22 protein-coding genes and 1 pseudogene are annotated in these 22,437 nt (G+C 60.8%); 15 read left to right on the top strand and 8 right to left on the bottom strand.

All coding sequences use genetic code 11. The features are described from left to right. Positions 1-2 precede the first annotated feature (2 nt). Both BUB04_RS12710 and BUB04_RS12705 read right to left on the bottom strand, forming a co-directional pair. Positions 3-539, bottom strand: a complete 537-nt coding sequence (locus BUB04_RS12710; RefSeq protein ID WP_073040088.1) for a BrxE family protein — start codon at positions 537-539, stop codon at positions 3-5. 2 nt (positions 540-541) lie between these two features. Next, positions 542-766 (bottom strand): helix-turn-helix domain-containing protein, encoded by a 225-nt coding sequence (locus tag BUB04_RS12705; RefSeq protein ID WP_073040086.1) that lies wholly within the window; start codon positions 764-766, stop codon positions 542-544. Positions 767-1,176: 410 nt separating this feature from the next. On the opposite strand from BUB04_RS12705, the gene BUB04_RS20415 reads away from it, so the two are divergent. The 7 genes and pseudogenes from BUB04_RS20415 to BUB04_RS12675 all read left to right on the top strand — a co-directional run bounded on the left by BUB04_RS20415 (position 1,177) and on the right by BUB04_RS12675 (position 4,465). Continuing rightward, positions 1,177-1,551 (top strand): plasmid mobilization protein, encoded by a 375-nt coding sequence (locus tag BUB04_RS20415; protein ID WP_073040085.1) that lies wholly within the window; start codon positions 1,177-1,179, stop codon positions 1,549-1,551. 17 nt (positions 1,552-1,568) lie between these two features. Continuing rightward, positions 1,569-1,988 (top strand): annotated as a pseudogene (locus BUB04_RS20410) (relaxase/mobilization nuclease domain-containing protein); the annotation flags it as partial. Between the two features lie 340 nt (positions 1,989-2,328). After that, positions 2,329-2,721 (top strand): hypothetical protein, encoded by a 393-nt coding sequence (locus tag BUB04_RS19900; protein ID WP_245795189.1) that lies wholly within the window; start codon positions 2,329-2,331, stop codon positions 2,719-2,721. A gap of 7 nt (positions 2,722-2,728) precedes the next feature. Next, positions 2,729-3,109, top strand: coding sequence for a type IV toxin-antitoxin system AbiEi family antitoxin domain-containing protein (locus BUB04_RS20300; protein WP_084076467.1), 381 nt, complete (start codon positions 2,729-2,731; stop codon positions 3,107-3,109). Next, on the top strand, positions 3,084-3,371 hold the full coding sequence (locus BUB04_RS12685; protein ID WP_143156475.1) for a hypothetical protein: 288 nt from the start codon (positions 3,084-3,086) through the stop codon (positions 3,369-3,371). Before BUB04_RS20300 ends, BUB04_RS12685 begins: the two co-directional genes overlap by 26 nt. 436 nt (positions 3,372-3,807) lie before the next feature. Next, positions 3,808-4,104, top strand: coding sequence for a nucleotidyltransferase family protein (locus BUB04_RS12680; protein WP_073040079.1), 297 nt, complete (start codon positions 3,808-3,810; stop codon positions 4,102-4,104). Further along, positions 4,094-4,465 (top strand): HepT-like ribonuclease domain-containing protein, encoded by a 372-nt coding sequence (locus tag BUB04_RS12675; protein ID WP_073040077.1) that lies wholly within the window; start codon positions 4,094-4,096, stop codon positions 4,463-4,465. Before BUB04_RS12680 ends, BUB04_RS12675 begins: the two co-directional genes overlap by 11 nt. 552 nt (positions 4,466-5,017) lie before the next feature. On the opposite strand, the gene BUB04_RS12670 is transcribed toward BUB04_RS12675, so the two are convergent. Both BUB04_RS12670 and BUB04_RS12665 read right to left on the bottom strand, forming a co-directional pair. Next, positions 5,018-6,034: a glycoside hydrolase family 18 protein gene (locus BUB04_RS12670; RefSeq protein ID WP_178371985.1), complete on the bottom strand. Its 1,017-nt coding sequence runs from the start codon at positions 6,032-6,034 to the stop codon at positions 5,018-5,020. Between the two features lie 815 nt (positions 6,035-6,849). Then, positions 6,850-8,157: an acetamidase/formamidase family protein gene (locus BUB04_RS12665; protein ID WP_073040073.1), complete on the bottom strand. Its 1,308-nt coding sequence runs from the start codon at positions 8,155-8,157 to the stop codon at positions 6,850-6,852. A gap of 226 nt (positions 8,158-8,383) precedes the next feature. Between BUB04_RS12665 and BUB04_RS12660 the strand changes: the two genes are divergently transcribed. Continuing rightward, positions 8,384-9,568, top strand: a complete 1,185-nt coding sequence (locus tag BUB04_RS12660; RefSeq protein ID WP_073040071.1) for an MFS transporter — start codon at positions 8,384-8,386, stop codon at positions 9,566-9,568. 356 nt (positions 9,569-9,924) lie between these two features. Here BUB04_RS12660 and BUB04_RS12655 read toward each other — a convergent pair whose 3' ends face one another. Further along, entirely contained in the window at positions 9,925-11,856 is a 1,932-nt protein-coding gene (locus BUB04_RS12655) for a propionyl-CoA synthetase (RefSeq protein ID WP_073040069.1), read from the bottom strand. 750 nt (positions 11,857-12,606) lie between these two features. On the opposite strand from BUB04_RS12655, the gene iadA reads away from it, so the two are divergent. The 7 genes from iadA (at position 12,607) to BUB04_RS12620 (ending at position 20,540) form a co-directional block, all read left to right on the top strand. Then, complete coding sequence (gene iadA, locus BUB04_RS12650) at positions 12,607-13,767, top strand: beta-aspartyl-peptidase (RefSeq protein ID WP_073040066.1); 1,161 nt, start codon at positions 12,607-12,609, stop codon at positions 13,765-13,767. A gap of 98 nt (positions 13,768-13,865) precedes the next feature. Next, positions 13,866-14,855, top strand: a complete 990-nt coding sequence (locus BUB04_RS12645) for an ABC transporter ATP-binding protein (protein WP_073040064.1) — start codon at positions 13,866-13,868, stop codon at positions 14,853-14,855. A gap of 15 nt (positions 14,856-14,870) precedes the next feature. Further along, on the top strand, positions 14,871-15,836 hold the full coding sequence (locus BUB04_RS12640) for an ABC transporter ATP-binding protein (protein ID WP_073040062.1): 966 nt from the start codon (positions 14,871-14,873) through the stop codon (positions 15,834-15,836). Positions 15,837-15,932: 96 nt separating this feature from the next. Next, on the top strand, positions 15,933-17,465 hold the full coding sequence (locus BUB04_RS12635; RefSeq protein ID WP_073040059.1) for an ABC transporter substrate-binding protein: 1,533 nt from the start codon (positions 15,933-15,935) through the stop codon (positions 17,463-17,465). Between the two features lie 58 nt (positions 17,466-17,523). Then, complete coding sequence (locus BUB04_RS12630; protein WP_073040057.1) at positions 17,524-18,489, top strand: ABC transporter permease; 966 nt, start codon at positions 17,524-17,526, stop codon at positions 18,487-18,489. Continuing rightward, complete coding sequence (locus BUB04_RS12625; RefSeq protein ID WP_073040055.1) at positions 18,482-19,363, top strand: ABC transporter permease; 882 nt, start codon at positions 18,482-18,484, stop codon at positions 19,361-19,363. Before BUB04_RS12630 ends, BUB04_RS12625 begins: the two co-directional genes overlap by 8 nt. Positions 19,364-19,976: 613 nt before the next feature. Next, complete coding sequence (locus BUB04_RS12620; protein WP_073040053.1) at positions 19,977-20,540, top strand: Uma2 family endonuclease; 564 nt, start codon at positions 19,977-19,979, stop codon at positions 20,538-20,540. Positions 20,541-20,564: 24 nt separating this feature from the next. Here BUB04_RS12620 and BUB04_RS12615 read toward each other — a convergent pair whose 3' ends face one another. From BUB04_RS12615 to BUB04_RS12605, 3 genes are read right to left on the bottom strand one after another with little or no spacing between them, the layout of a single operon-like run. Further along, a complete protein-coding gene (locus BUB04_RS12615; RefSeq protein ID WP_073040051.1) occupies positions 20,565-20,822 on the bottom strand; it encodes a hypothetical protein in 258 nt (85 codons plus the stop codon). After that, complete coding sequence (locus tag BUB04_RS12610) at positions 20,809-22,026, bottom strand: ArsA family ATPase (protein WP_218588447.1); 1,218 nt, start codon at positions 22,024-22,026, stop codon at positions 20,809-20,811. The genes BUB04_RS12615 and BUB04_RS12610 overlap by 14 nt, the downstream gene beginning before the upstream one ends. After that, positions 22,020-22,424 (bottom strand): hypothetical protein, encoded by a 405-nt coding sequence (locus BUB04_RS12605; protein WP_073040049.1) that lies wholly within the window; start codon positions 22,422-22,424, stop codon positions 22,020-22,022. The genes BUB04_RS12610 and BUB04_RS12605 overlap by 7 nt, the downstream gene beginning before the upstream one ends. Between the last annotated feature and the right edge of the window lie 13 nt (positions 22,425-22,437).

Below are 22,437 nucleotides of genomic sequence, written 5' to 3'. Positions count from 1 at the left end.
CGCTACGGAGTGAAGTAAGGAAAGCCGGGTTTCCCAAGGCGAAATGCATGGAGGTAGAAGGCCGCCACCTTTTCCAGAACTTCGGGCTCCGTCAGCTCCGAGGCGTCGCCTATTCTTTTCGCCCCCGCGGCGTCCCTCGTCCACCTGCGGCCTCCCGCAAGAGTTTCAAGCAGTCTCAACAGCTTTTTTTCCGAGCCCAGCGCTTCCCGACATGCGGAAACGAAAGAGTCGTCCGCCTCCGGTGGGATGAGGTGAATTTCGGTTTCCAGGGACTCCGGTAGTCGGAAGAGGTGGTACACACCGATGCGCCCGACGGCGCGATCATGAACGACGCACGCCGCCTTTCCCGATGCATGGACGGCGGCATGGAAAGCGGTCCGGGGATAAATCCGCTCCAGAAACCGCAATCCCGCTTCCTTCATGAATTCGGTTTTCCACCAGGCGGGCTGGACGACCTCGCCGAGAGCCGAAACCAGAGCTCGCAATCGCAGCGCAAAAAGCGGAGGATTACAATCACCTCGCCATCGGGTCGATTTCATCTTCACCTTTCCTCGGGGAGCACCAATCTGCCGTTGTTGACCATCTTCTCACAAAAAGCGTCCAACTGGGTCCTGGCTAGTTTTGAAGGTTTGGATTGCCCGTTTTCCCAACGGTTGACCGTTGCGTAACTGACTCCGATCTCGCGCGCCAAATCTTCCTGGCTGAGACCGAGCTGTTCACGCACGCTTCTCAGGAAGAGTCTGTAATCTCTTTCTTTTCCATGCATGGGCGTCTCCTCGACGGCGAAAGGGGAAGGCCGGAGACAAGTTATGTGACGTTTTTTATATCACATGCAAGAAAGAATCAAGAACAAGGGAAAGATCAACCGCACCATCTTTTCGAAGGGGCCTTGACAAAACAGATCCGACCGTCGGGGAAACCATCGCCGCCCCGCTCGCCTCGGAAGGCGTTCCTTTCCGGGATACACACCGTCCTTAACGTGCATTTCCGGGCTCCTGAATTTCGACGCGAGATTTCCCCTTATGACATAGAGCCCTTCTCGTCCGAGTGGTCTCGGACCCGGAAGGGGCACAGGTTCGTACTCGAGTGGAGCGAGTGGAGCAAGGTGTAACCCGCGCTTCCCCGGACAGCCCTTCCAACGCGGAGGGCCGGGGAAAAAGGAACGAAGGAGGTGGCATGATGAGAGCACATCGACGGCGAAGAGGACCGAAACCCAGGGATCCATCGCGGCTCAGGACGCATTGTGTCAGCGTCCGGCTGTCCCCGGAGGAACTGGCGTGGCTGGATCGGGCGCGAAAGCGGGCGGGGATGCGGCGAGGCGAATATCTCCGCCATGCCGCCATGGGGCGGCCCATGCCGAGAGTTATCCCGGCCGTCAACCGCGAAGCCTGGATGGGGCTCGGACGACTGGTCGAGGATTTCCATAGGCTTGCCTCGGCAATAAGCTCCGGGAAGGTTCCATCTACCGAGCGAGATGCGCTGTCGGAGCTTGTTCGGGATCTTCGCGGGCAAGTCGTTCGGCTGCGGATCGAACTTTTGGGACAACTCTGAGAGGAGAAAGATCGTCGATGAAAGCGAAGGTCGTCCGAGGATCCGATTTCCGCGGGATCCTCTCGTATGCCCTGAATCCCCGAAAAACACCTGAAATCATAGGGGGCAACATGGGCGGTGCCGCTGTCGGGGAACTGACCGCAGAGTTCGCCGTCGTGTGCCGGCTCCGCCCGTCGGTCACCCGCCCCGTCTGGCACTGCGCCCTGTCGCTGCCTCCCGGGGAACGCCTGGATTCCGAGCGTTGGGCGACCGTGGCCGAAGACTTCCTGGCCCGAATGGATTTTCCTCCCGACACCCCATGGATCGCCGTGCAGCACAGGGACACGCCCCATGATCACATTCATATCATCGCTTCCCGAATCAGCCTTTCGGGAGGCATCTGGTACGGCCGATGGGAAGTGCGGAAGGCCCTCCAGGCATGTCAAGCCCTGGAGCGGGCCCACGGACTCGCCATCACACCCGGGTGGGACGACCTGGACCCGCTCCGACACCGGAAGAATCCTTCCAAGTCGGAGATCGAGCGGTGCCTCCGAACCGGGGAGGCACCCGCCCGCCTGGCCCTCCAGGGCATTATCGACCAGGCATTGGAAGACGGCCCCGTTACGCTGCGGGCGTTCGTGGATCGGCTGAAAGGGGCGGCCGTGACCGTTTATCCGCGCACAACGCCGGACGGGTGCCTCCTGGGTTTGGTTTTCCAATACGACGGAATCCGGTTCAAGGGCTCTCAACTGGGAAAGGGGTACACATGGAAAAATCTGCAGCGGAGGGGAATACGATATGACCATGACCAAAGCGGAAAGGGTTCGGCGGTTGGCGAGCGAACGCACCGAAGCGGCCCGAAGGGCCGTGCGGAGCGAAGCGGAAGTGCAACAGGCGCTCATGCACTGTTTAGCCGAAATGACTCAGCTCCTTCAAGGTCTTTCACGGCAACAGATCGAAGCGTCTCAACAGAGCGAACGGGCTCAGCGGAACCTGGAGCGCTTCGCCGGGCAGGCGGCCGAGGCGGCCCGGAAGATCCAGTCCGTCGGTGAGAACCTTCAGTGGACGACCGTGGCGGGTGCCGCCCTCACGGGCTGGATTGCGGGCGTCGCGACTCTTGTGGCCTTGGAACTCCGGCAGCCGGAGGTTTTGAAATACCTTTGGCGCCTGGCCATGATGATTCGCCAATGACCGGAAAATCCCATCAGCCGCGGATGCTCTTCGCGCGGGGATCCACCCGGATACCCTCCATGCAATGCGGGATACAGGCAAACTGGAGCAGATAAGCCGCGGGGTATACCGGCTCGCCGACGGCTCTCTTCCCGAAAACCCGGATCTCGTGATCGTGTGGAGGCGCATTCCCAGCGGGGTGATTTGCCTTATTTCGGCACCGGCTTTTCATGACCTGACGACCCAAATTCCCCATGAGGTCTATTTGGCTCTGCGGCGCGGTGCGAAGGAACCCCGGCTGGATTTCCCTCCCGTACGGTCCTCCCGCTTCGGCGGAAAATCCTTTACCGAGGGCATCGCGATCCACCGCCTGGACGGCACGGGTGTCCCTTCCCACAAAAGACATTGACCTGCTGGGTAAATTGAACAACAGCACCGATGCCGTCATGGCCGCTGTGAAGGAAGCGTGCATGCAAACGGCAGATCCCGACGGCATGGCGTTGAACGCTGGAACGGTCACCGCGACGGCAATCACGGAAGATGACCGCTACAAAGGGAGCTTGCGAGTGCAGGTGAAATTTTCGGCGGAGCGCCCGGCTTCTGAGGTAATGTTTTTGGGAATAAGGCTCAAAAGACTTCAAAGATGGGGGCAATTTGGGATAAACTTTTAAGGTAGGTTCTGTGCCATGATATTCATTTTTTTCCGAATTCTTTCGTGTAGCTTGACGTTTTGCTTCCCTCTTTGACACGGAGCACTGTCGTACAACCGTCGGGCAGGCACAATGAAAACCTTTCCTATTTCAGTGTTTTACGCAAATTTCAGCTTTCCTGCCGCCCCTTGAGTCAACAGTATTGACCAGGACCGCGGGGAGATCGCGGCTCGATTGAGTGGGCAGCGGTCAGTGGAAGGTGGACAGAAAGATGTGCCAGAGGTGAGGGAGCTGGAGGCCGAGACCGTCGTGGAAGCCGCCGATCTGGTGGAACCCGCCGTGATCGCCAAGGCGGCGGATTTTGATCTTGGCCGGCCAGCATTCGGGAGAAGCCGGCCGGACTTCTCAACCCAGGCAAACGGGTCAATCTCACCGCGTCCCAAGAGGGGGTGTAGCCGTGGACAAGGAAAAGATCATCAAGATCCTTCGTGATAATCGCCCGCTACTGGCTCGGCATCATGTGCGCTCCTTGTCGGTATTCGGTTCGGTGGTGCGCGGGAAGGTGGGGCCGAGCAGCGATATCGACGTTCTCGTTGAGTTTGAACCGGGTGCAGCCGTCGGGCTGTTTGAGTTCATGAGGCTGAAACGTGAGCTGAGCGAATTGCTCGGCATGGAAGTGGATTTGGGGACGCCTGATGCTCTACACCCTGCGCTCAGGGACGACATCCTGAGGGAGGCCGTTCATGTCGCCTAGAAAGTGGCGGTTTCGCATTCAGGATATGCTGAACGCGGCGAGGAAAATAGTAGCTTACGTCGAGGGGTTGACATTCGAGGGTTTTGCCCGGGATGAGAAAACCTTTGATGCTGTCATCCGCCAGTTGACCATATTGGGTGAGGCGGCGACCCATGTGCCGGAGGAAATCGTCTCCCGAACGTCGGATATCCCGTGGTTTGAAATACGCGGGATGCGCAATATTGTCGTTCACGAGTACTTTGGGGTGAACAGCCGGATCGTGTGGGAAACGGCGACGAAAAATATCCCGGAATTGCTCCCGCTGCTTGAGCGGCTCCTTGCCGATGTTTCCCAGGGAAACCAAGACGATGGCCTTCCATAAAAAAACGAGGGGTCGGCCGGCCAGGAACGTCGCAGCCTGCGGGCGTCGGCTGGTCCAGAACGTCGCCGACCAGCTCCACAGCGTGTGAGGTCGCGCGGCGGCATCACGGCTCTGCTGGTGGATTTTGACGAGCTGCAGTAAACACAATAAAAGAAAGTCCGAAGGTCGGAGGTTTAAATCCTCCCCCCGCTACCAGAAGGCAAAGGACGCAGCCGAAAGGCTCGCGTCCTTTTTTGTTTCCGGTTGCGGATAGGTTGCGCATCGCCCTTGCTGAGCCTAAACGTGGCATCCGTGCGGCGCATATCGTGCGGAGTGCGCCGCCGCAGGCCGGGCTTTTCCATGGCTCGCCGACGGCTCTCCTCCCAAAAACCCGGACATCCTGATCGCGGGGAGGCGCATTCCCAGCAGTGTGGTTTGCCTTATTTCGGCACCGGCTTTTCATGATCTGACGACCCAAATTCCCCATGAGGTCTATTTGGCTCTGTCGCGCGGCGCGAAGGAACCCCGGCTGGATTTCCCTCCCATACGGTCCTTCCGCTTCGGCGGTACCGTTCAGCGCCTTGGCCCATCCGGGACTCTCTCAAATTCCCTCCTGAAGTAGTCCCACTCCTGCCGGTCCATTTCCCATTCGCAGTAGATGGCAACGCCGGCGTAATTCTTTGGCAGAGACTTCCGTGCGTTCAACCCTTCATGGATGCCCGACAGGGCATTCTGCAGGTTTTCCACGGCGGGAAAATGGTAGCCGACTCCGGCATCATCGTAAACGGGGATGCCGAGAAGGACTTGTGTATCCCCCGACCAATCCAGAACCTCTGAAGTCCACGAAGACATCAGATACCGATACACCTTCGGCACCCTGATGGCTGTGTCGTACATCATGGGGACAACTTGTTCAGTCCGTTGAGCAACTTGCCGGAAATAGGCTTCGTCCCAGTGCACATCGGGAAACGGGTGCCATCGTGTCGGCGGCGGATACGCCGCCACAGAGAGGATCTTCCCGGAAGGCATGGTGTGTCGAAGTTCATCCAATAGGAGCAAGAAATCCCTGTTGCCCGACGGCAGGGGCTCGATGTTGAGATGGACCCCTGCCAGCCGTGGGTGCAAGCGCAGGAGATCGACCACGGAGGAGACAAAGTTGTCTCTCCACTTCGGAGATTGCGGCGAGCAGTGGACGCCGAGGACCCCGCCGACCCACGGGAGAACCCGGAAGCCTTCGAAGTGGTCGAGAAATCGCTCTGTCTGAACCGGATCAACGGGCGAGATCCTCCCGCTGGGGTCGCAGGGGCAGGCATGGGGAAAGACATACTTCATCCCGTGGTTGGCCAGAAGAGCGGCAAGCGCCTTGATCTTTCCTTCATCCCGAAAGAGAGCTTTGTCTTTCCGATTCCGCTGGAACCACTGATCATCCCCGAGCCAGCCATGCTGGAGCCAGATTCCGTTGGAACGCAGGTCATGTCTCCCATCCTGAAAGGTCTTGCCCGGGGACCAAAGCAGATAAGACAGGCCCATCATACCGAGGATGGCGATCAGCAGAAAAAGCGGGCGCCACGGACGTTTCTTTTGTCGCAAACTTTTCATTGTTCTTTGGGGCTAACGGGCGCCGCGGATCAGCGGCCGCCGCCGAGGCGGGTATTCTCGCCAAAGCGGCCCGCGAACGCCCACACTCCTCCACCCTGCGCACAGTTCGTACATCGCGGCTTCAACTGGTTCAGGCTGGTTGAGGTCTTCAAACGACATCCCTACTGGACGTAAAGCGGAAACGTAAACATCGAGTAAATGAGCATTCGGAATGTGTCAACGGCAATGAGACACCTCCGATCACCGACTAGACTCTCGGCCCATCGCTTGCCGGCTTTGATCCACCACCCGAGCCGCCAAGCCCCAAACCCAAAGTTCCTATTTTTGTGTAACCTATTCATTTTGCCGGGATGTGACTTTAGCCGCCAAGGTGTTGGCGGCCTTTTCCAGATGCTTGATGCCGGAAGCCATCGCATGGTAGTGCCAAGATCACCCAATCCCCGCCGATAGTCCCTTCGGCCTTGCCGGATAGGTAATCTTCCGGAAAATGGTTGCGGATAGGTTGCGGATTGGCGCGATTACGGCGGGTTTTTCGGGCCACCCGCCTATGTGATTTCAATAAGTTATGCACTCACGAGAAAACTCATAACCCGAAGGTCGGAGGTTCAAATCCTCCCCCCGCTACCAGAAACCAAAGGACGCAGCCGAAAGGCTCGCGTCCTTTTTTGTTTGGGACTGGGGGATGGAGGCAGGGATCGCCCAAACGGGTCCCCGGGGAGCCTGCAAGGCCCCGACACCCCTCCCTCACCTACCGCGGCGAATCCCAAAGGGCGGGAGGACGCAGGTGTTTTCTCCCGCATGATTCTTCAGGGACCATACTGTTCACGCACAAACGGCAGGATGCCGATCTTTTCCAGTCGGTCCACCGGGCATCGGAACGTCACCGTCACCACCCCCGGCGCCCTTCCGATATCGACCGAGCCGGCGATGGTGGCCCGGTTCTTCACCTCTTCCACCGACATTTCCAGGACTTTGGCCGCCCTTTCCAAACCGGAATTCACGGCATCATTGAGGGTCGGTCCCGTGCCGATGAAGCAGACAGGGGCGTCTTCCTCGATGCCCTGGAGTCCCCATTGGGCGGCCAACAATCGGGCTTTCTTCTTTTCCTCGGGGCTCAGGGGTTTGGCCAAGTGCGGGAGGTCCTCCACCAGGGGCAACAGGATGGGGCCGTCCAGGCGGAGTCCCTTGATGACGTGGACCTGGAGGGTCACCAGGCCCGCCACGTCCGCCGTATGTCCCGCAATCTCCCCGTTGCCCTGAAAAGCATGCATGTCGCCGACGTAAACGCCCCCGCCCTCCACCTTCACCGGGCAAATCACAACGGCGCCGGCCCGGACCTTGTTGATGTCCATGTGTCCGTCGGTTCGACTCGCCAATTCGCCGTCCGTCTTGGCGTATTCATGAGGCGCTCCCACCAGGAACGTGGCGAAATCCCCTGCGTTGTGAGAATCCGGGAAAGGGAGCGCCGGCATTGTTCCCAGCTGGCCCAGAAAGGGACGCAGGCGGGTCGCCACTCCCACCAGATCCGCCGGAGCGAACGTAAGGATGGGATGCTGCACCGAATGGTCCGGCTTGGCGGAATATCGCCGGGAATCCCGAGCGACCCTTTCGGCACCCGCCTTGTCGAGCGTAACCGCCATGCCCCGCTCGTGATCGAACGCAACCGTATAGCCGTGAACAAAAGCAAAAGGAGACACCTCCGCACCGCACGATGCACACCGAACGGCGCCTTGTCCGATGCCTTGACATACCGAGGTTGGGTGGTAGGCGCCGCAGGACGGACACTGCTTGGCCACATAGGGATCGCCCCTGAAGCGATTCGGATCCGGGCAGGTGTCCGTTCCGGAAGCGGTGGCCACGGACGTCACCGTGATGTCCTTGATACGCACGGCTATGGCGTCGCCGGGCTGGGCGCCCTCTACCGCCACCGGCACCGTGACCTCATGCCCGCCCTTGAGCTCCGGGGTGATCATGGGGCCCCAACAACCCGGCGCCGTGTTGGCCACGATGTGCCCGCCGTCTTTGACGGGTCCCGCCATGGGTTTGGATGGGTCGAGAATCCCATCGGTGAATCGATCCACAAAAACGGTGCATAGGGGCGATTGTGAGGCCATCGGCTTTCCCTCCTTGTTCCGGATGTTTCAGGATGGGGAATCTTCCTCTTGCGACCGCGGCACCTGCTTATTTCTTGCATCGAGCCTAACATAATCCCATAAAGGGAGCGAGTCCCCCGGCACGGATGGCCGTTCCTCCGGGACATGCCAGACTTGCCTGCTTCTAGGGACCAGGCTGGAATCCGCCGCCTGCAGGTGAAGGGACCGAATACCGGGAAAGGAAAGGATGAAAGCAGCCGCCGTTCGAAAAGAGGAACGATTCCATACGGGGCAGGTTTTGGCCCTGTCCGTCTGTCACTTCGTTCACGACGTCTATTCCAGTTTCTTATCCCCGCTTCTGCCCCTGCTCATTGAGAAACTGTCCCTCAGTTTGACCCAGGCGGGTTTCTTGTCCACCGTCATGCAGATTCCCGCTCTGCTGAATCCGCACATCGGGTCGCTGGCCGACCGGATCAGCGTGCGCCTTTTCGTGGTGCTGGCCCCGGCCCTGACCGCGGTCCCCATGAGCCTCATCGGGGTGGCGCCCAGCTACGGGGTGCTCCTTTCGCTCCTTTTCACCGCCGGAATCAGCGTCGCCCTCTTCCATGTGCCGGCTCCGGTGATGGTTTCACAACTGGCGGGGCCGTACAAGGGACGGGGGATGAGCTTTTTCATGACGGGCGGGGAATTCGCCCGGACCGTGGGACCTTTGGCGGCCGTCGGTGCCGTCTCGGTCTTCGGCCTGGAGGGGTTCTACCCGGTGATGATGGTGGGCATTCTGGCATCGGTATGGCTTTACTGGACCGTCCGGGAGGCGGAGCCGACGGGTCGGAAACCGGCGCATCGAAAGGTGCGGGAAACCTGGAACCAGCTGAGGTACCTGCTTCTGCCGATTACGGGGATCTTGGTGGCCCGAGGCTTCATGCACGCGGCCATGGCCACCTTCCTGCCCACGTTTGTCCAGATGGAAACGGGAAGCCTGTGGCTCGCCGGAATCTCCCTGACCGTCTATGAGGCCGCGGGCGTCGCGGGCGTTCTGAGTGCCGGCGCCCTGAGCGACCGGTTCGGGCGGAGGCGTGTGTTGCTGGTGGCCCTGGTGGGTGCGCCCTTGTCGGTGGCATTGTTTAGCGTCCTTCCCGGCTGGTACCGCCTGCCGGCTCTGGTGTTGGTCGGGCTGACGGTGCTTTCCACCACGCCCGTCATGCTGGCCATGGTCCAGGAACATGCCAAGGAAAGCCCGGCCGCGGCCAACGGACTTTACATGATGATCTCGTTCCTGGCCCGGTCCGGAATCGTGGTGGCCGTGGGGTTTATCGCCGATCTCATCGGACTCAAGGGGACCTACCTGCTGAGCGCCGTTCTGGGACTCGCCGGCATCGCCTTTGCGCTCCAACTGCCCGGTCTCGGGCCCTCGCAGCCGTCGCGCCCCTGAATGAAATTCGCCCTTGAGCGCGGAGCGTGGGCCTTCGTGTTTTCGGGCGGATGTGCAGAGACGACCGGATGTAAGGGGAACCGGGGGAGTGATGGTTGATGGGCGGTGTGGAGGGCGAAGGGCGGTCGAACGCGTGGATGAATCGTTGAGTCGCTCGAGCGCTTAGCGGGCGGGGATAACCCCCGCCCCGACCTTTCGTAGCCGCGGGGCAGAAGCCCCGCGGAAAGGGGCCATCACAAGCCCATGAATCGACAGGTCATAGCCGATGGTCCATCCGGCCTCCGGAGATTCCTCCACAGCCCTGAAGGGCTGCGCTACGAGAAAAACGGTCATCCCCGGCGTTTTCAGAAAAGCTCTTAGGAAGCCCGGCGGCCGTATCCCATGCGGGCCACGGCCTGCTTGATCTCATCGAGGATCACCGGATCGTCGATGGTGGACGGCACCCGGTACTGTTCGCCGTCGGCGATCTTGCGCATGGTGCCGCGAAGGATCTTGCCGGAGCGGGTCTTGGGCAGCCGGTCCACCACCACGGCGCTCTTGAAGCAGGCGATGGGCCCCACGTCCTGCCTCACCATCTGGATCAGTTCCTTGACGATCTCCTGGGGATCCCGGGACACACCCGCCTTGAGCACCACGAACCCAATGGGGACCTGCCCCTTCAGGTCGTCCGCGGCTCCCAGCACCGCGCACTCGGCCACGTCCGGGTGTCTGGCGAGCACCTCTTCCATGTCCCCCGTGGACAGTCGATGGCCGGCCACGTTGATGACGTCGTCCACCCGTCCCATGACGTAGACGTATCCTTCGTCGTCCATGTGGCCCCCGTCGCCCGTGAAGTAGTAGCCGGGGTAGATGTCCATGTACGATTCCTTGAATCGGGTGTCGTTCTTCCAGAGGGTGGGGAGGGTCCCCGGGGGCAGAGGAAGTTTCACCGCGATCACACCGCTTTGTCCGGGGCCCAGTTCCCTTCCGTTGTCGGGGTTGAGAATCTTGACGTTGTAGCCGGGCATGGGCTTTCCGGCCGATCCCGGTTTGATGGGGAAGAATTCCAAGCCTCGGAAGTTGCCCGTGATGGCCCAACCCGTCTCCGTCTGCCACCAGTGATCGATCACGGGAACCCCCAGCAGATCCGACGCCCAGTGGTAGGTGTCCGGATCGGTGCGCTCTCCGGCCAAAAACAGGGTCTCGAAACCGGTCAGATCGTATTTCTTGTAGTACTCGCCTTGGGGGTCTTCCCGCTTGATGGCGCGAAAGGCCGTGGGGGCGCAAAAGAGGGCCTTCACCTTGTGCTGGGAGATGACCCGCCAGAAGGCACCGGGATCCGGCGTTCCGATGGGTTTGCCTTCGTACAGGATCGTCGTGGCGCCCGTGAGCAGAGGCCCGTAAACAATGTAGGAATGGCCCACCACCCAGCCCACGTCGGACGCCGCCCAGAAGACCTGACCGGGCTCGATCCCGTAGATGTGCTTCATGGTCCAGCGCAGCGCCACCGCGTGGCCGCCGTTGTCGCGAACCACCCCCTTGGGCATGCCCGTGGTGCCGGACGTATAGAGGATGTAGAGCGGATCCGTGGCCTGGACGGGAACGCACTCCGCGGGCTCGGCTCCTTCCACCGCTTCACGCCAATCCAGATCGCGCCCCGGGGTGAGCTCCGCCGTGGCCTGGGGTCTTTGAAGGATGAGGCATTTCTCGGGCTTGTGAGCCGCCTGCCGGATGGCTTCATCCAGAAGCGGCTTATAGGGGATGACCTTCTTGACCTCGATTCCGCACGAGGCCGAAAGAATCGCCTTGGGCTTGGCGTCGTCGATCCGAACAGCCAATTCGCGGGCCGCAAATCCTCCGAAAACCACCGAATGGATGGCCCCCAGCCTGGCACAGGCCAGCATGGCCATGGCGGCCTCCGGGATCATGGGCATGTAGATAACGACGGTGTCCCCTTTTTCCACCCCCATGCTTTTCAGAGCCCCGGCAAGTTTGGCCACTTGCCCTTGAAGTTCTCCGTAAGTGAAAGAAGTCACCGTGTCGGTCACGGGGCTGTCGTAAATGAGAGCCGCCTGATCCGCCCGCCCGTTTTCCACATGGACGTCCACCGCATTGTAGCAGGTGTTCAGCTCACCTCCGACAAACCAACGGTAAAAGGGAGGGTTGGAATCATCCAGGACCGTGTCCCACCTCTTGAACCAAGCGAGTCTTTCCGCCTCTCTTCCCCAAAAAGCTGATGGATTTTCAATGGATTCCTTGTAAACCGCCTCGTATTTAGAACCCGCCTGAACCTCTCCGTACCGCTCCATCGCCAACCTCCTCACGAAATCCAACCACCTGAGCACTCACCCTAACGGCCTCTCTTCGCTTAAAAATCCTATGAGCTCGCCCTCCTTTCCCTCAATTTGGGATGAACGGTTCGGAACGCAAAGCCCCCCCCTTTCCGGAAAGCTGCGGCCCGGGGCGGTGACGGTGCGGGCCCACCCGGGCACGGCACAGCCGGCGCAGGGCAGTTTTCCAATCGCGGTGGAAACCTGCAAGGAAAGTGAATAGGAACCAGTGCGCGTTCGGGCTATGAGAGGGCGATGGAGAGTGAGATCAACAGACCGAAAGAGACAAATCGGTCACGCTGCCGCATGAAGACTCTCAGAGAGAAAGTAATTGCACGAAGACTTTACGCTCCGCAGAACCATCTTCTTGTACTTTCTTTCTCAACACCTGTCAATAAGCCCGACCAACTTCTACAAACCTCCGCCTTCAAAATAGGACCCATGGTGTGTTTTTATAGAGCATGGCATTGGGACTTCCGGGCACGAGAGATACAGGGCCGAATAATCATTCGCCACGACGGTTCCCGGCTCCGGAAGGCCCGCTTCGTTTTTCATGGGCGTCGGCGACAAATTCCCGGGAAGAAACCCGCCGTTGCTGCGATTGCCCTGAACCGTCGGCGGTTTCGCCCGGTTTGCCGTTCACCAAAAATCCTTTGACTTCAACCGCCCGTCTTCTCCATGTTGTTCGCGTCCTCCGATGCGGACGAACCCTTTCCAGCGAGGTGTTTCATGTTCAAACTGATTCGGAATGCCCGGGTGTTCGCCCCCCATCCCTTGGGCATCCGGGATGTCTTGACGGCGGCGGGCAAGATCGCAGCGATCGCCGAACGGCTGACCGCTCCGGAAGGGCTCCCGGTGGAGACTATCGACGCCCGGGGGAAATACCTGGTTCCCGGTTTCGTGGATCTCCATGTCCATCTCCTGGGCGGAGGCGGCGAAGGCGGATTCCGGACCCGCACGCCCGAGATTCAATTGTCTTCCATCGTTCGCGCGGGCGTGACCACGGTGGTGGGCTGTCTGGGAACCGATGACGTGACCCGTCGGCCGGAGTCGTTGCTGGCCAAAGCCATGCAACTGGACGAAGAAGGGGTTTCCACCTACATCTACACGGGGTCGTACCAGTTCCCGCCGCCCACCATCACCGGCAGTGTTCGCAAAGACATTGCGCTCATCCCCAAGGTGATCGGCGTCGGAGAAGTTGCCCTCTCGGACCATCGCTCGTCCCAGCCTTCCTATGAGGAGCTGTGCCGGCTGGCCGCCGAAGCCCGGGTGGGCGGGATGATCGGCGGCAAGGCGGGGCTGGTGCATCTCCACATGGGGGACGGCCCCCGCGGGCTGGAGGCGGTACTGCGCATGGTGGAAGAAACGGAGATTCCCATCGGTCAGTTTCTGCCGACCCATGTGAGCCGCGGCGAAAGATTGCTGGATCAGGCCATCGAATTCGCTCGGCGGGGAGGAAACATCGACCTCACGGCGGCACCCAAGTCTCTCGGCTTTGCATCCGATGTGGAAAGCGCCCTGCGCCGGGCCCTGGACGCCGGGGTTCCCCTGGAGCGAATCACCCTGAGTTCCGACTCCAACGGCTCCCTGCCCCTTTTCGACGAACACGGAAAACTGCTGCGCCTTGCCGTGGCCGACATCAGCAGCCTGCACCAGGAAGTCCGTGACCTGGTCCGAAGCGGATTCGGTCTGGAAGAGATCCTTCCGCTGGTCACCGTCCATCCGGCCCGACGGCTCGGCATCGACCGGATCAAGGGACGCATCGAGGTGGGGCTGGATGCGGATCTCGTGCTGCTGGACGAGGAACTGAACGTGGATTGGGTCATGGCCCGCGGACGGGTCATGGTGGCCGACGGCCGGGTGCGGGTCAAGGGAACCTTCGAAACCTGAACTCATGGAGAGGCCATGCGACCCGCCGCCTTGTGATCCGGGCTTGGAAATGCTATAGAGGTGCGCCTTTGCCGCAAACTCTTTCCATGGGACAAGCGATGACGGAAAGCCGACACCTGCTGGAGATTCAGCATCTCAAGACCTATTTCACCACCTTTGAGGGGGTGGCGCGGGCTGTGGACGACGTCTCCTTTCACCTGGACCGAGGGGAAGTGCTGGGCGTGGTGGGTGAAAGCGGGTGCGGCAAGAGCGTTACGGCCCAATCGATCATGCGCCTCATCCCCGAGCCGCCCGGAAAGATCGTCGGCGGTCACATCTGGTTCGACGGCATGGACCTGACGACCCTGCAGCCCTCGGCCATGCGCCGCATCCGGGGGGACCGCATCGCTATGATCTTCCAGGAGCCCATGACCTCGCTCAATCCGGTCTATACCATCGGGGATCAGATCGCCGAGATGTTCCAGCTGCATCGCGGCATGGGACGCCGTGAAGCCTGGCGACACGCCGTGGCTATGCTGGAAAAGGTGCAGATTCCCGCCCCACACAAGCGCGCGTCCGAATACCCGCATCAGCTTTCCGGCGGAATGCGCCAGCGGGCCATGATCGCCATGGCCCTTGCCTGCGACCCGGAAATCCTCATCGCCGACGAGCCCACCACGGCCCTGGATGTCACTGTGCAGGCCCAGATCCTGGACCTCATGCTACAGCTCAAAGAGGACTTTCAGACCGCGGTCATGATGATCACCCACGACCTGGGCGTCATTGCCGAGATCGCCCAGCGGGTGGTAGTGATGTACGCGGGGAAGGTGGTGGAACAGGCCGCCACCCTGCCGCTCTTCGAAGACCCGAAACACCCCTACACCCGGGGACTCCTCCGCTCCATTCCCAAGCTGGGAGAGCGCTCGAAAAAAGGGCGCCTGCGCCTGGAGGAAATCCCCGGGATGGTCCCCGGCCTGCTGGATCTGCCGCCCGGCTGCCGCTTCGAACCCCGATGCCCCCATTCCATGGCCGTTTGCCGTGAGCGAGAACCGGAATTGCAGGATCTGGGTTCCGGCCGCCTGGTCCGCTGCTTCCTGTACGGGACCTGACCATCGAGGAACACTGTGAAGACGCTGCTTCAGGTTGACGAATTAAAAGTTCATTTCCCCATCAAAAAGGGCCTCCTGGGCCGCACGGTGGGTTATGTGTACGCCGTGGACGGCGTGTCCTTCACCCTGAGGGAAGGGGAAACCCTCGGGCTTGTGGGCGAAAGCGGCTGCGGCAAGACGACCACCGGCCTGGGTGTGCTGCGCCTGATTCCCACCACTTCCGGTCGAATTCTCTACAACGGGGAAGACATCGCACGAGTCAAAGCCCAACGCATGCGTGAACTGCGCCGGGAAATGCAGATCATTTTCCAGGATCCCTATTCGTCGCTCAACCCGCGCATGACCGTGAACCAGATCCTGGGTGACCCCATGGACACGTTCGGGCTGTACCCGGGACGCCAACGCAGTGAGCGCATTGCGTTTCTGCTGGAAAAAGTGGGGCTATCGCCTGAACACGGCCGGCGCTACCCCCACGAATTTTCCGGCGGCCAACGGCAGCGGATCGGCATCGCACGGGCCCTGGCCCTGGATCCCAAGATCGTCATCGGAGACGAGCCGGTGTCCGCTCTGGACGTCTCCATCCAGGCCCAGATCATCAATTTGCTTCTCGACTTGCAGCGGGAGTTCGGACTTTCCTACCTCTTGATCGCCCACGACCTGGCCGTGGTGGAATACATCTGCGACCGGGTGGCGGTCATGTATCTCGGGAAGATCGTGGAGATGGGCACCTACGAGCAGATCTACAACCATCCCAAACATCCGTATACGGAAGCCCTGCTCTCCGCCGTCCCCATTCCGGACCCGAAAGTCACTCGCCGGAGGATCCTGCTCCAGGGCGACGTGCCCAGTCCGATCCATCCGCCGGCGGGCTGCCACTTTCATCCGCGCTGCCCGAAGCGCATGGACATCTGCGACAAGGAGCGTCCGCCATTGACGTCGCTGACCGGCGACCATCAGGTGAGATGCTTTCTCCATGCTTGATGAGTCCTTGGAGGGTGAGGCTGCGGCCGAGGGAATCAGCCCCGGTCGCGTAAGGCAGTGTTGGTCAACTCAAGAAAAAGGAAAGGGGGAGCGACGATGAGAAGCAAGATGGCGATCCTGCTGGTGGGCCTTCTGACCCTGGGGTTCCTGACGGCGGCTCAGGCCGCGGCGGAGACCTCTCTGGTGGTGGCGGTGGACACGCCACCGCGCATGATGAATCCGCACGGGGACGACTCCGATGCCGGCCTGTCGTTCATGGCCAACTTCTTCGACGGCCTCTTGCAGCGCAAGGGCCCCGATGGGAAGCTCGTTCCGGCCCTGGCGGAACGCTGGGAACATCCGGATCTGCTGACCTGGAGGTTCTACCTGCGAAAGGGCGTGACCTTCCACAACGGCAATCCCTTCAACGCCGAAGACGTGAAATTCAGCTTCGAACGCCTGAGCAACCCGGAGGTCTCCGAATTTCTGAACACCGGCAAGTCCATCGATTCCATCACGATCATCGACGATTACACCGTTGAGATCAAAACCAAGACCCCCATTCCCTGGTTCGCCAACAACCTGCACCAGATCTTCATCATGGACAAGGAGTCCACCGAACAGCGCGACCCCGGCGACGTCATGATCCACCCCATCGGCACCGGGGCCTACAAGCTGGTGGAATGGGTCAAGGGCTCCTATGTGCGCATGGAGGCCAACGAAAACTACTGGGAAGGGGCTCCCGCCATCAAGAAGGTGGAAGTGCGTCCGATCACGGAGTCCTCAACCCGCTTCGCCGCCCTCGTATCGGGCCAGGCGGACATCATGACCGGCGTTCCGGTGGAACTCTTTGAAAAGGTGAAGGCCAACCCGAAGGTGGAGGTCATCAGCCGTCCGGCTCGCCGATCCATCTTCCTGGCCCTGGGCAACAAACCGGGGGATCCCTGGGCGGATATCCGGGTGCGGAAGGCCATGTACATGGCCATCAACGAAGACGAAATCATCGAGAAGGTGATGCGCGGACATGCCACGCCGGCGGCTCAGATTCCGGATCCTCCCACCATCGGCTACAACCCCGACATCAAGCGGCTGCCCTACGATCCGGAAGGTGCCAGGAAGCTCCTCAAGGAAGCCGGCTACGAGAACGGCTTCGAAATCACCCTGACGGGACCCAACGACCGCTACGTCCAGGACGAAAAGATCGCCGAGGCCGTGGCCAAGTACCTGGCCAAGGTGGGCATCAAGGTCAAACTGGACGTGAAGCCCAAGTCCATCTTCTTCCCGGAAGTGAGCGAAGGCAGCCTTCAGTTCTACCTGATCGGCTGGTTCGACGGAACCTTCGACATGGGCCGCACCTACTTCAAGCTGGCTCACACTCGGGATGATGCGAAGGGCTACGGCGGTCTGAACGGAACCTCCTACAGCGATCCCAAACTGGACCAGATGCTCGAAGCCACCGCCGACATGGTGGATCCGGCCCAGCGCAAGAAGGCTCTGGAAGAGCTCAACAAGTACGCCATGGAAGAGAAGATCGTCTGGATCCCGCTCCATTACCAGGAAGATCTGTATGCCATGCAAAAGGACAAGGGCATCGTCTTCCAGCCGCGTCCGGACCGCTGGATGGTGTACAAGGAAATCGGGGTGAAATAGCCCTTTGCCGAAACCATGAAGACGGCTCCCGCTTGCGGGAGCCTTCAACCAAAAGCCTATGACCACTTACATTCTCAGACGGTTGATCCAGGGCGTGGTGGTGCTGCTCGCCGTCTCCATGATCTGTTTCATCATCTTCCGCTACCTGGGCGATCCGGTCCTGACCATGGCCGGCAAGTACGCGACCCAGCAGGAGATCGAAGAAGTGCGGCGCGCTTTCGGCCTGGATCAACCCACGCACGTGCAATACGGGCGCTTCATCTGGAATGCTCTGCACGGCAACTTCGGCAAGTCGTACGTCAGCCGCGTACCGGCCTTGGGCCTGATCCTGGAGCGCTTCCCGGCCACCTTCGAACTGGCGTTTACGGCCATGCTCATCGCCCTGACCCTGGGAGTCGGTTTGGGCGTTCTGGTGAGCCTCAATCCCTCTTCCTGGCCCAGCCGCCTCGTCATGGCCGGCTCTCTCGGCGGCATCTCGATCCCCACGTTCCTCACGGGCGTGCTGCTCATCATGATCTTTGGCGTCTACATGGGCATTCTGCCGCCTTTCGGGCGCGGAGAAACCGTCCAGATCGGTTTCTGGCGCACCGGTCTGCTCACGGCGGACGGCCTCAAGCACCTGGTGCTTCCCGCCACCACTCTGGCCATGTACCAGTTGGCGGTGCTGCTTCGGCTCACCCGGGCCGGCATGCGCGAGGTGTTGGCGGAGGAGTACATCAAGACCGCCTGGGCCAAGGGCCTCCCGCCGGGCAAGGTGATCGTCAAACACGCCCTGCGCAACGTGCTCATCCCCGTGGTCACCATGGCCGGTCTCCAGTTCGGCGAACTCATCGCCTTTTCCATCGTCACGGAAACCATCTTCCAGTGGCCGGGCATGGGCAACCTGCTGCTCCAGTCCATCTACGAGACGGACCAGCCGGTGATCGTCACCTACATCATGCTGGCGGCGTTTCTCATCATCACCATCAACATGGTGGTCGATATCCTTTACGCCGTTTTGAACCCGAAGATACGCTATGACTAAGCCGCGAACCCGATCCAAGATGTTCCACAGCTTTCTGCATGATCCGCCCGCCATGGCGGGCAGCGCGATCCTGCTGGTCTTTGTCCTGGCGGCCCTGTGCGCCCCCTGGATCACCCCGCAAAATCCCTACGATCTTCAGCAGGTGAGCCTGGAACACTTCCTCAAGCCTCCCATTTGGATGGAGGGAGGCGAAGCCCCCTTTGTGCTGGGAACCGACGACCAGGGCCGCGACATCCTGAGCACCATCATTTACGGCTGCCGCACGTCGCTCATCGTCGGCTTCAGCGTGGTGCTCATCGCCGGCACGTTCGGCGTGCTCATGGGCCTCCTGGCCGGCTATTACGGGGGCTGGATCGATGTTTTCTCCATGCGTCTCGCGGACACGGTCTTTTCCTTTTCCACCACGCTCCTGGCCATCCTTTTGCTGGGCGTCTTCAAAAAGACCGGCATCGTCACCGTCATTGCCGCCATCTCCATCGCCGACTGGGTGCGCTACGCCCGCACCATGCGCGGCAGCGTGCTGGAAGTCAAAGAAGAAGCCTACGTGATGGCCGCCAAGGCGACCGGAGCCCGGGATTTCCGGCTGCTGGTGCGCCATGTCCTTCCCAACGCCATCCCTCCCATCCTGGTGGTCGTGGCCGTGGATCTGGCCGTGGTCATCATGCTCGAAGCCACCCTGAGCTTCCTCGGCGTCGGCGTGCCCCTCACCGAGCCCAGCCTGGGCATGATGATCTCCATTGGCAAGAACTACATCTATGCCGGCATGTGGTGGATGGTCGTCTTTCCCGGCGCCGCGCTCATCCTGCTCGTGGTCGGCATCAACCTTTTCGCCGACTGGCTGCGTGAGGAACTCAACCCCAAGATCGGACGCTAGGGGCGTGTCCGAAAATGGCTCATTTGCCCCTTCCAACGCCCATCCGTCATCCCCGCGAGGCTTATCCCCGGCTTGAACGGAAAGCGGGGATCCAGTCTTTCCAATAAGTTATGGACTCCCGCTTGCGCGGGAGTGACGGGTGGCGGAGTTCTCGGACAGCCTCCCAGGGGTGGTCCGAGAAACGCTTTCCGGCGTAAGATGGCGGGGAGTTTCCGTTCCTTTCGTAGCCGCGGGGCTTCAGCCCCGCGGGAAAGGGCCATCGCAACCCCTTGAAGTGGCAGGCAGTACACGATAACCCATCAGACGTCAGGGGACTCTTCCGCAGCCCTGAAGGGCTGCGCTACGAAAAAAGCGTTCATGAGCGGAGTCTCGACCACGCTCCCAGCCTCCAGGGCGGACGTCCGCGCCTGCGAGGGATGGAACGCACCTTCCGAAGCAGAACACTGTAAGAGCCAATGATGGCTCACCCCTCCAGCCCGCGGGACGGGAGGCACAAGGTGCCGTGCCTGAGGACACACCGGCCGGGCGGAACTTTGGGCTTCTTGACACGAGCGGGGCGGGCGGTGATAGTTATTCATAATCGCTGGAAAAAATCTACAGGAAGGACGGCGCCATGTGGGAACCAGCCAAGAGACGGGCGGTGTACGAGGATCTCTACGACCTGCCGGAAAACGTGGTGGGCGAGATCATCGGCGGGGAGCTGGTGACCGCCCCGCGGCCGTCCCGCAAGCACGCCGTCGCCGCTTCGCGCATGGGATATGAGATTGGCCCGACGTTCGATTTCGGGAGGGGAGGCGGTCCGGGAGGCTGGGTGATCATCCTGGAGCCGGAAGTGGCCTTCGGGGAGAACATCCTGGTGCCGGACCTGGCCGGCTGGAAGAAGGAGCGGTTCCCCACGGACGAACCCCACAACTGGATTTCCGTCGCCCCGGACTGGATCTGCGAGGTGCTCTCGCCCGCCACGGCGCGCCGGGACCGGGCGGACAAGATGCCCATCTACGCTCGGCATGAAGTCCGACACCTCTGGCTCCTGGACCCCGATCTTCAGACCCTGGAGGTCTTCGTCCTGGAGGCAGGTCGATGGGTGCTGGCGGGCGTCCATGCCGGCTCGGCCAAGGTCCGCGCCGAACCCTTCCAACAGCTTGAGTTGGATCTAGGTGTGCTGTGGCTGGAGTGAAGACGGACCGACCCCGCCGCGGAGTTATTCCACATCGATCTTGACGGCCTTCTTGCCCCGGTCCTTTTCGGATTTCTTCTTTTCCAGGTGATCGATCCGCTCGTCGACCAGGCTGCGCACGGCCCGAAGAACCTCGATACGCGCGTTGGTCAGATGTTCCCAGAAAGGTCCGGTCCGCCCTTTGGCGCCACCCAGGGCATGCATCATGCGGCACATGGGACAATCGCACCGACCGCCCTCGGAATGTTCCGATTCCTTTTTGTGTTCTTCATGCGGGCTCATGATCCCCTCCAAAGCTTATGGTGAGGGTGTCCTCTTCCAGCCGGGCCTTCTCAGGCTTCAGCCGCGCGAAGGCTCGGGGAAGGACCAGATTTTTCTTGAAGGTTCCCATGCGGATGATCAATTCGTCGCCCACCTTGTGGAGTAAAATCTCGTCGCGGCTGACGAAAGGAAAGTGGACGAGAATCCTGTGATGTCCGTTTTCCGACAGGAACTTCACGGGCTGATGGCGATAGAGAATCCCATGGGGCGGGGTGTCGCCGTAGAGGGCCCGGGCCAGCTTTTTCAGGCGCTCATAGCCCAGGGTTTCGTGCTCGAAATAGGGCGCCGTGAATACGGGGATAGGCCGGAAAGCCGAGGTGACCAGGTGGAGATAGGATTGCTGCTGGTGGATCAGGGCCTTGAGAAAAGCGCTTTCCGCTCCTTCGGTGAGCACCCGGTTGACGATGACGGCGTCGATGCCCAGCTGGTGCAGGGAAAAGAACATGAAGCTTCTCTGGGTTTCCCGAATGACCATCTTTTCCAGGTTCGTCACCAGTCGAACCGAAGTCGTTCCCGGATCGGTCAAGATGGCGTCCACCCCCCGCAGCTTTTGAAAAAGTCTTTCGATGGAGGCGAAATAGGCATCCTCGGGGAGGGGGACGTCCGAGATACGGCGCACCACCGGCCGGGCCGCCCGGAAAAGGTTCCGCTCCATGCGGAAGATCTTTTCCATGTACCACTCCAACGCCTTGGGGACGCTGACGAAACGGATGGACTCGGCCGTGGGAGCGCAATCCAGAATCAGGACGTCGTACGCCTTTTCGCGGGCATACCGGTTCACATGGAGAAGCGCGCTCACTTCTTCCATGCCCGGAAGGACCGCCAGCTCCTCGGCCAGCACCTCATCGAGCCCCGACACGTTCAGCAGCAAGCTCAGATACCGATAGACCTCTCCCCAATGCTTTTGAATCTCCTCGTGTACGTCCAGTTCCTGAATCCATAGACGCTCAGCCACGGCAAACGGCCGACCCTTGTTCACATCCATGAGGCGCCGGTCCAGATCGAAGGCATCGCTCAGGCTGTGGGCGGGGTCCAGGGACATCACCAGCGTCTTCAGCCCTCTTTCCGCCAGGAGAATCCCTGTTCCGGCCGCCACGCTGGTCTTGCCCACGCCGCCCTTGCCTGCAAAAAGAAGAATCCGCATGCCCATCGCCAAGTTCACCATGCCTTATTCTTGTTCTTGCGCCCCTTTTTCGCCTGGCCGGGAGGATATTTCAGGACCACGTCCTTATGATAAAGGTAGGGCTTGTTCACGTCCATCTCCAGAACCACGTACCGCCCCGGATCCACGGTGATTCCCCTGGGCAGGGAAGCCGCCACCGTCCACCGGCCGTTTTGCAAATAGAAATAGAGGCCTCTTCCCACATCCAGGTAAACGGCTGCATCGGGATAGTAGCGGTAACGGTACTTGGCCCGATAGCCGTGGGCGGGCGCCCACGGAGGCGGCCCTCCACCCTTGCCCACGTTCACTTCGTCACCGACCACAACGCCCACCCGGCTGCCGCAGCCCGTCATCCCCGCCAGCAGGACGCCACACAAGAAAAGGAAGACAAGACGTCGCATCGATCCCTCCCTG

The organism is Desulfacinum infernum DSM 9756 (assembly GCF_900129305.1).
Lineage (GTDB): Bacteria > Desulfobacterota > Syntrophobacteria > Syntrophobacterales > DSM-9756 > Desulfacinum > Desulfacinum infernum.
The sequence above is the reverse complement of the archived record's forward strand: the minus strand, read 5'-3'. Positions and strand labels throughout refer to the sequence as shown.

Bases quoted from the DNA above. Each gene is read 5' to 3' on its own strand.
- BUB04_RS12710 (WP_073040088.1), bottom strand. From the start codon at position 539: ATGAAATCGACCCGATGGCGAGGTGATTGTAATCCTCCGCTTTTTGCG.
- BUB04_RS12705 (WP_073040086.1), bottom strand. From the start codon at position 766: ATGCATGGAAAAGAAAGAGATTACAGACTCTTCCTGAGAAGCGTGCGT.
- BUB04_RS20415 (WP_073040085.1), top strand. From the start codon at position 1,177: ATGATGAGAGCACATCGACGGCGAAGAGGACCGAAACCCAGGGATCCA.
- BUB04_RS19900 (WP_245795189.1), top strand. From the start codon at position 2,329: ATGACCATGACCAAAGCGGAAAGGGTTCGGCGGTTGGCGAGCGAACGC.
- BUB04_RS12675 (WP_073040077.1), top strand. From the start codon at position 4,094: ATGTCGCCTAGAAAGTGGCGGTTTCGCATTCAGGATATGCTGAACGCG.
- BUB04_RS12665 (WP_073040073.1), bottom strand. From the start codon at position 8,157: ATGGCCTCACAATCGCCCCTATGCACCGTTTTTGTGGATCGATTCACC.
- BUB04_RS12660 (WP_073040071.1), top strand. From the start codon at position 8,384: ATGAAAGCAGCCGCCGTTCGAAAAGAGGAACGATTCCATACGGGGCAG.
- BUB04_RS12655 (WP_073040069.1), bottom strand. From the start codon at position 11,856: ATGGAGCGGTACGGAGAGGTTCAGGCGGGTTCTAAATACGAGGCGGTT.
- iadA (WP_073040066.1), top strand. From the start codon at position 12,607: ATGTTCAAACTGATTCGGAATGCCCGGGTGTTCGCCCCCCATCCCTTG.
- BUB04_RS12645 (WP_073040064.1), top strand. From the start codon at position 13,866: ATGACGGAAAGCCGACACCTGCTGGAGATTCAGCATCTCAAGACCTAT.
- BUB04_RS12635 (WP_073040059.1), top strand. From the start codon at position 15,933: ATGAGAAGCAAGATGGCGATCCTGCTGGTGGGCCTTCTGACCCTGGGG.
- BUB04_RS12630 (WP_073040057.1), top strand. From the start codon at position 17,524: ATGACCACTTACATTCTCAGACGGTTGATCCAGGGCGTGGTGGTGCTG.
- BUB04_RS12625 (WP_073040055.1), top strand. From the start codon at position 18,482: ATGACTAAGCCGCGAACCCGATCCAAGATGTTCCACAGCTTTCTGCAT.
- BUB04_RS12620 (WP_073040053.1), top strand. From the start codon at position 19,977: ATGTGGGAACCAGCCAAGAGACGGGCGGTGTACGAGGATCTCTACGAC.
- BUB04_RS12615 (WP_073040051.1), bottom strand. From the start codon at position 20,822: ATGAGCCCGCATGAAGAACACAAAAAGGAATCGGAACATTCCGAGGGC.
- BUB04_RS12610 (WP_218588447.1), bottom strand. From the start codon at position 22,026: ATGGTGAACTTGGCGATGGGCATGCGGATTCTTCTTTTTGCAGGCAAG.
- BUB04_RS12605 (WP_073040049.1), bottom strand. From the start codon at position 22,424: ATGCGACGTCTTGTCTTCCTTTTCTTGTGTGGCGTCCTGCTGGCGGGG.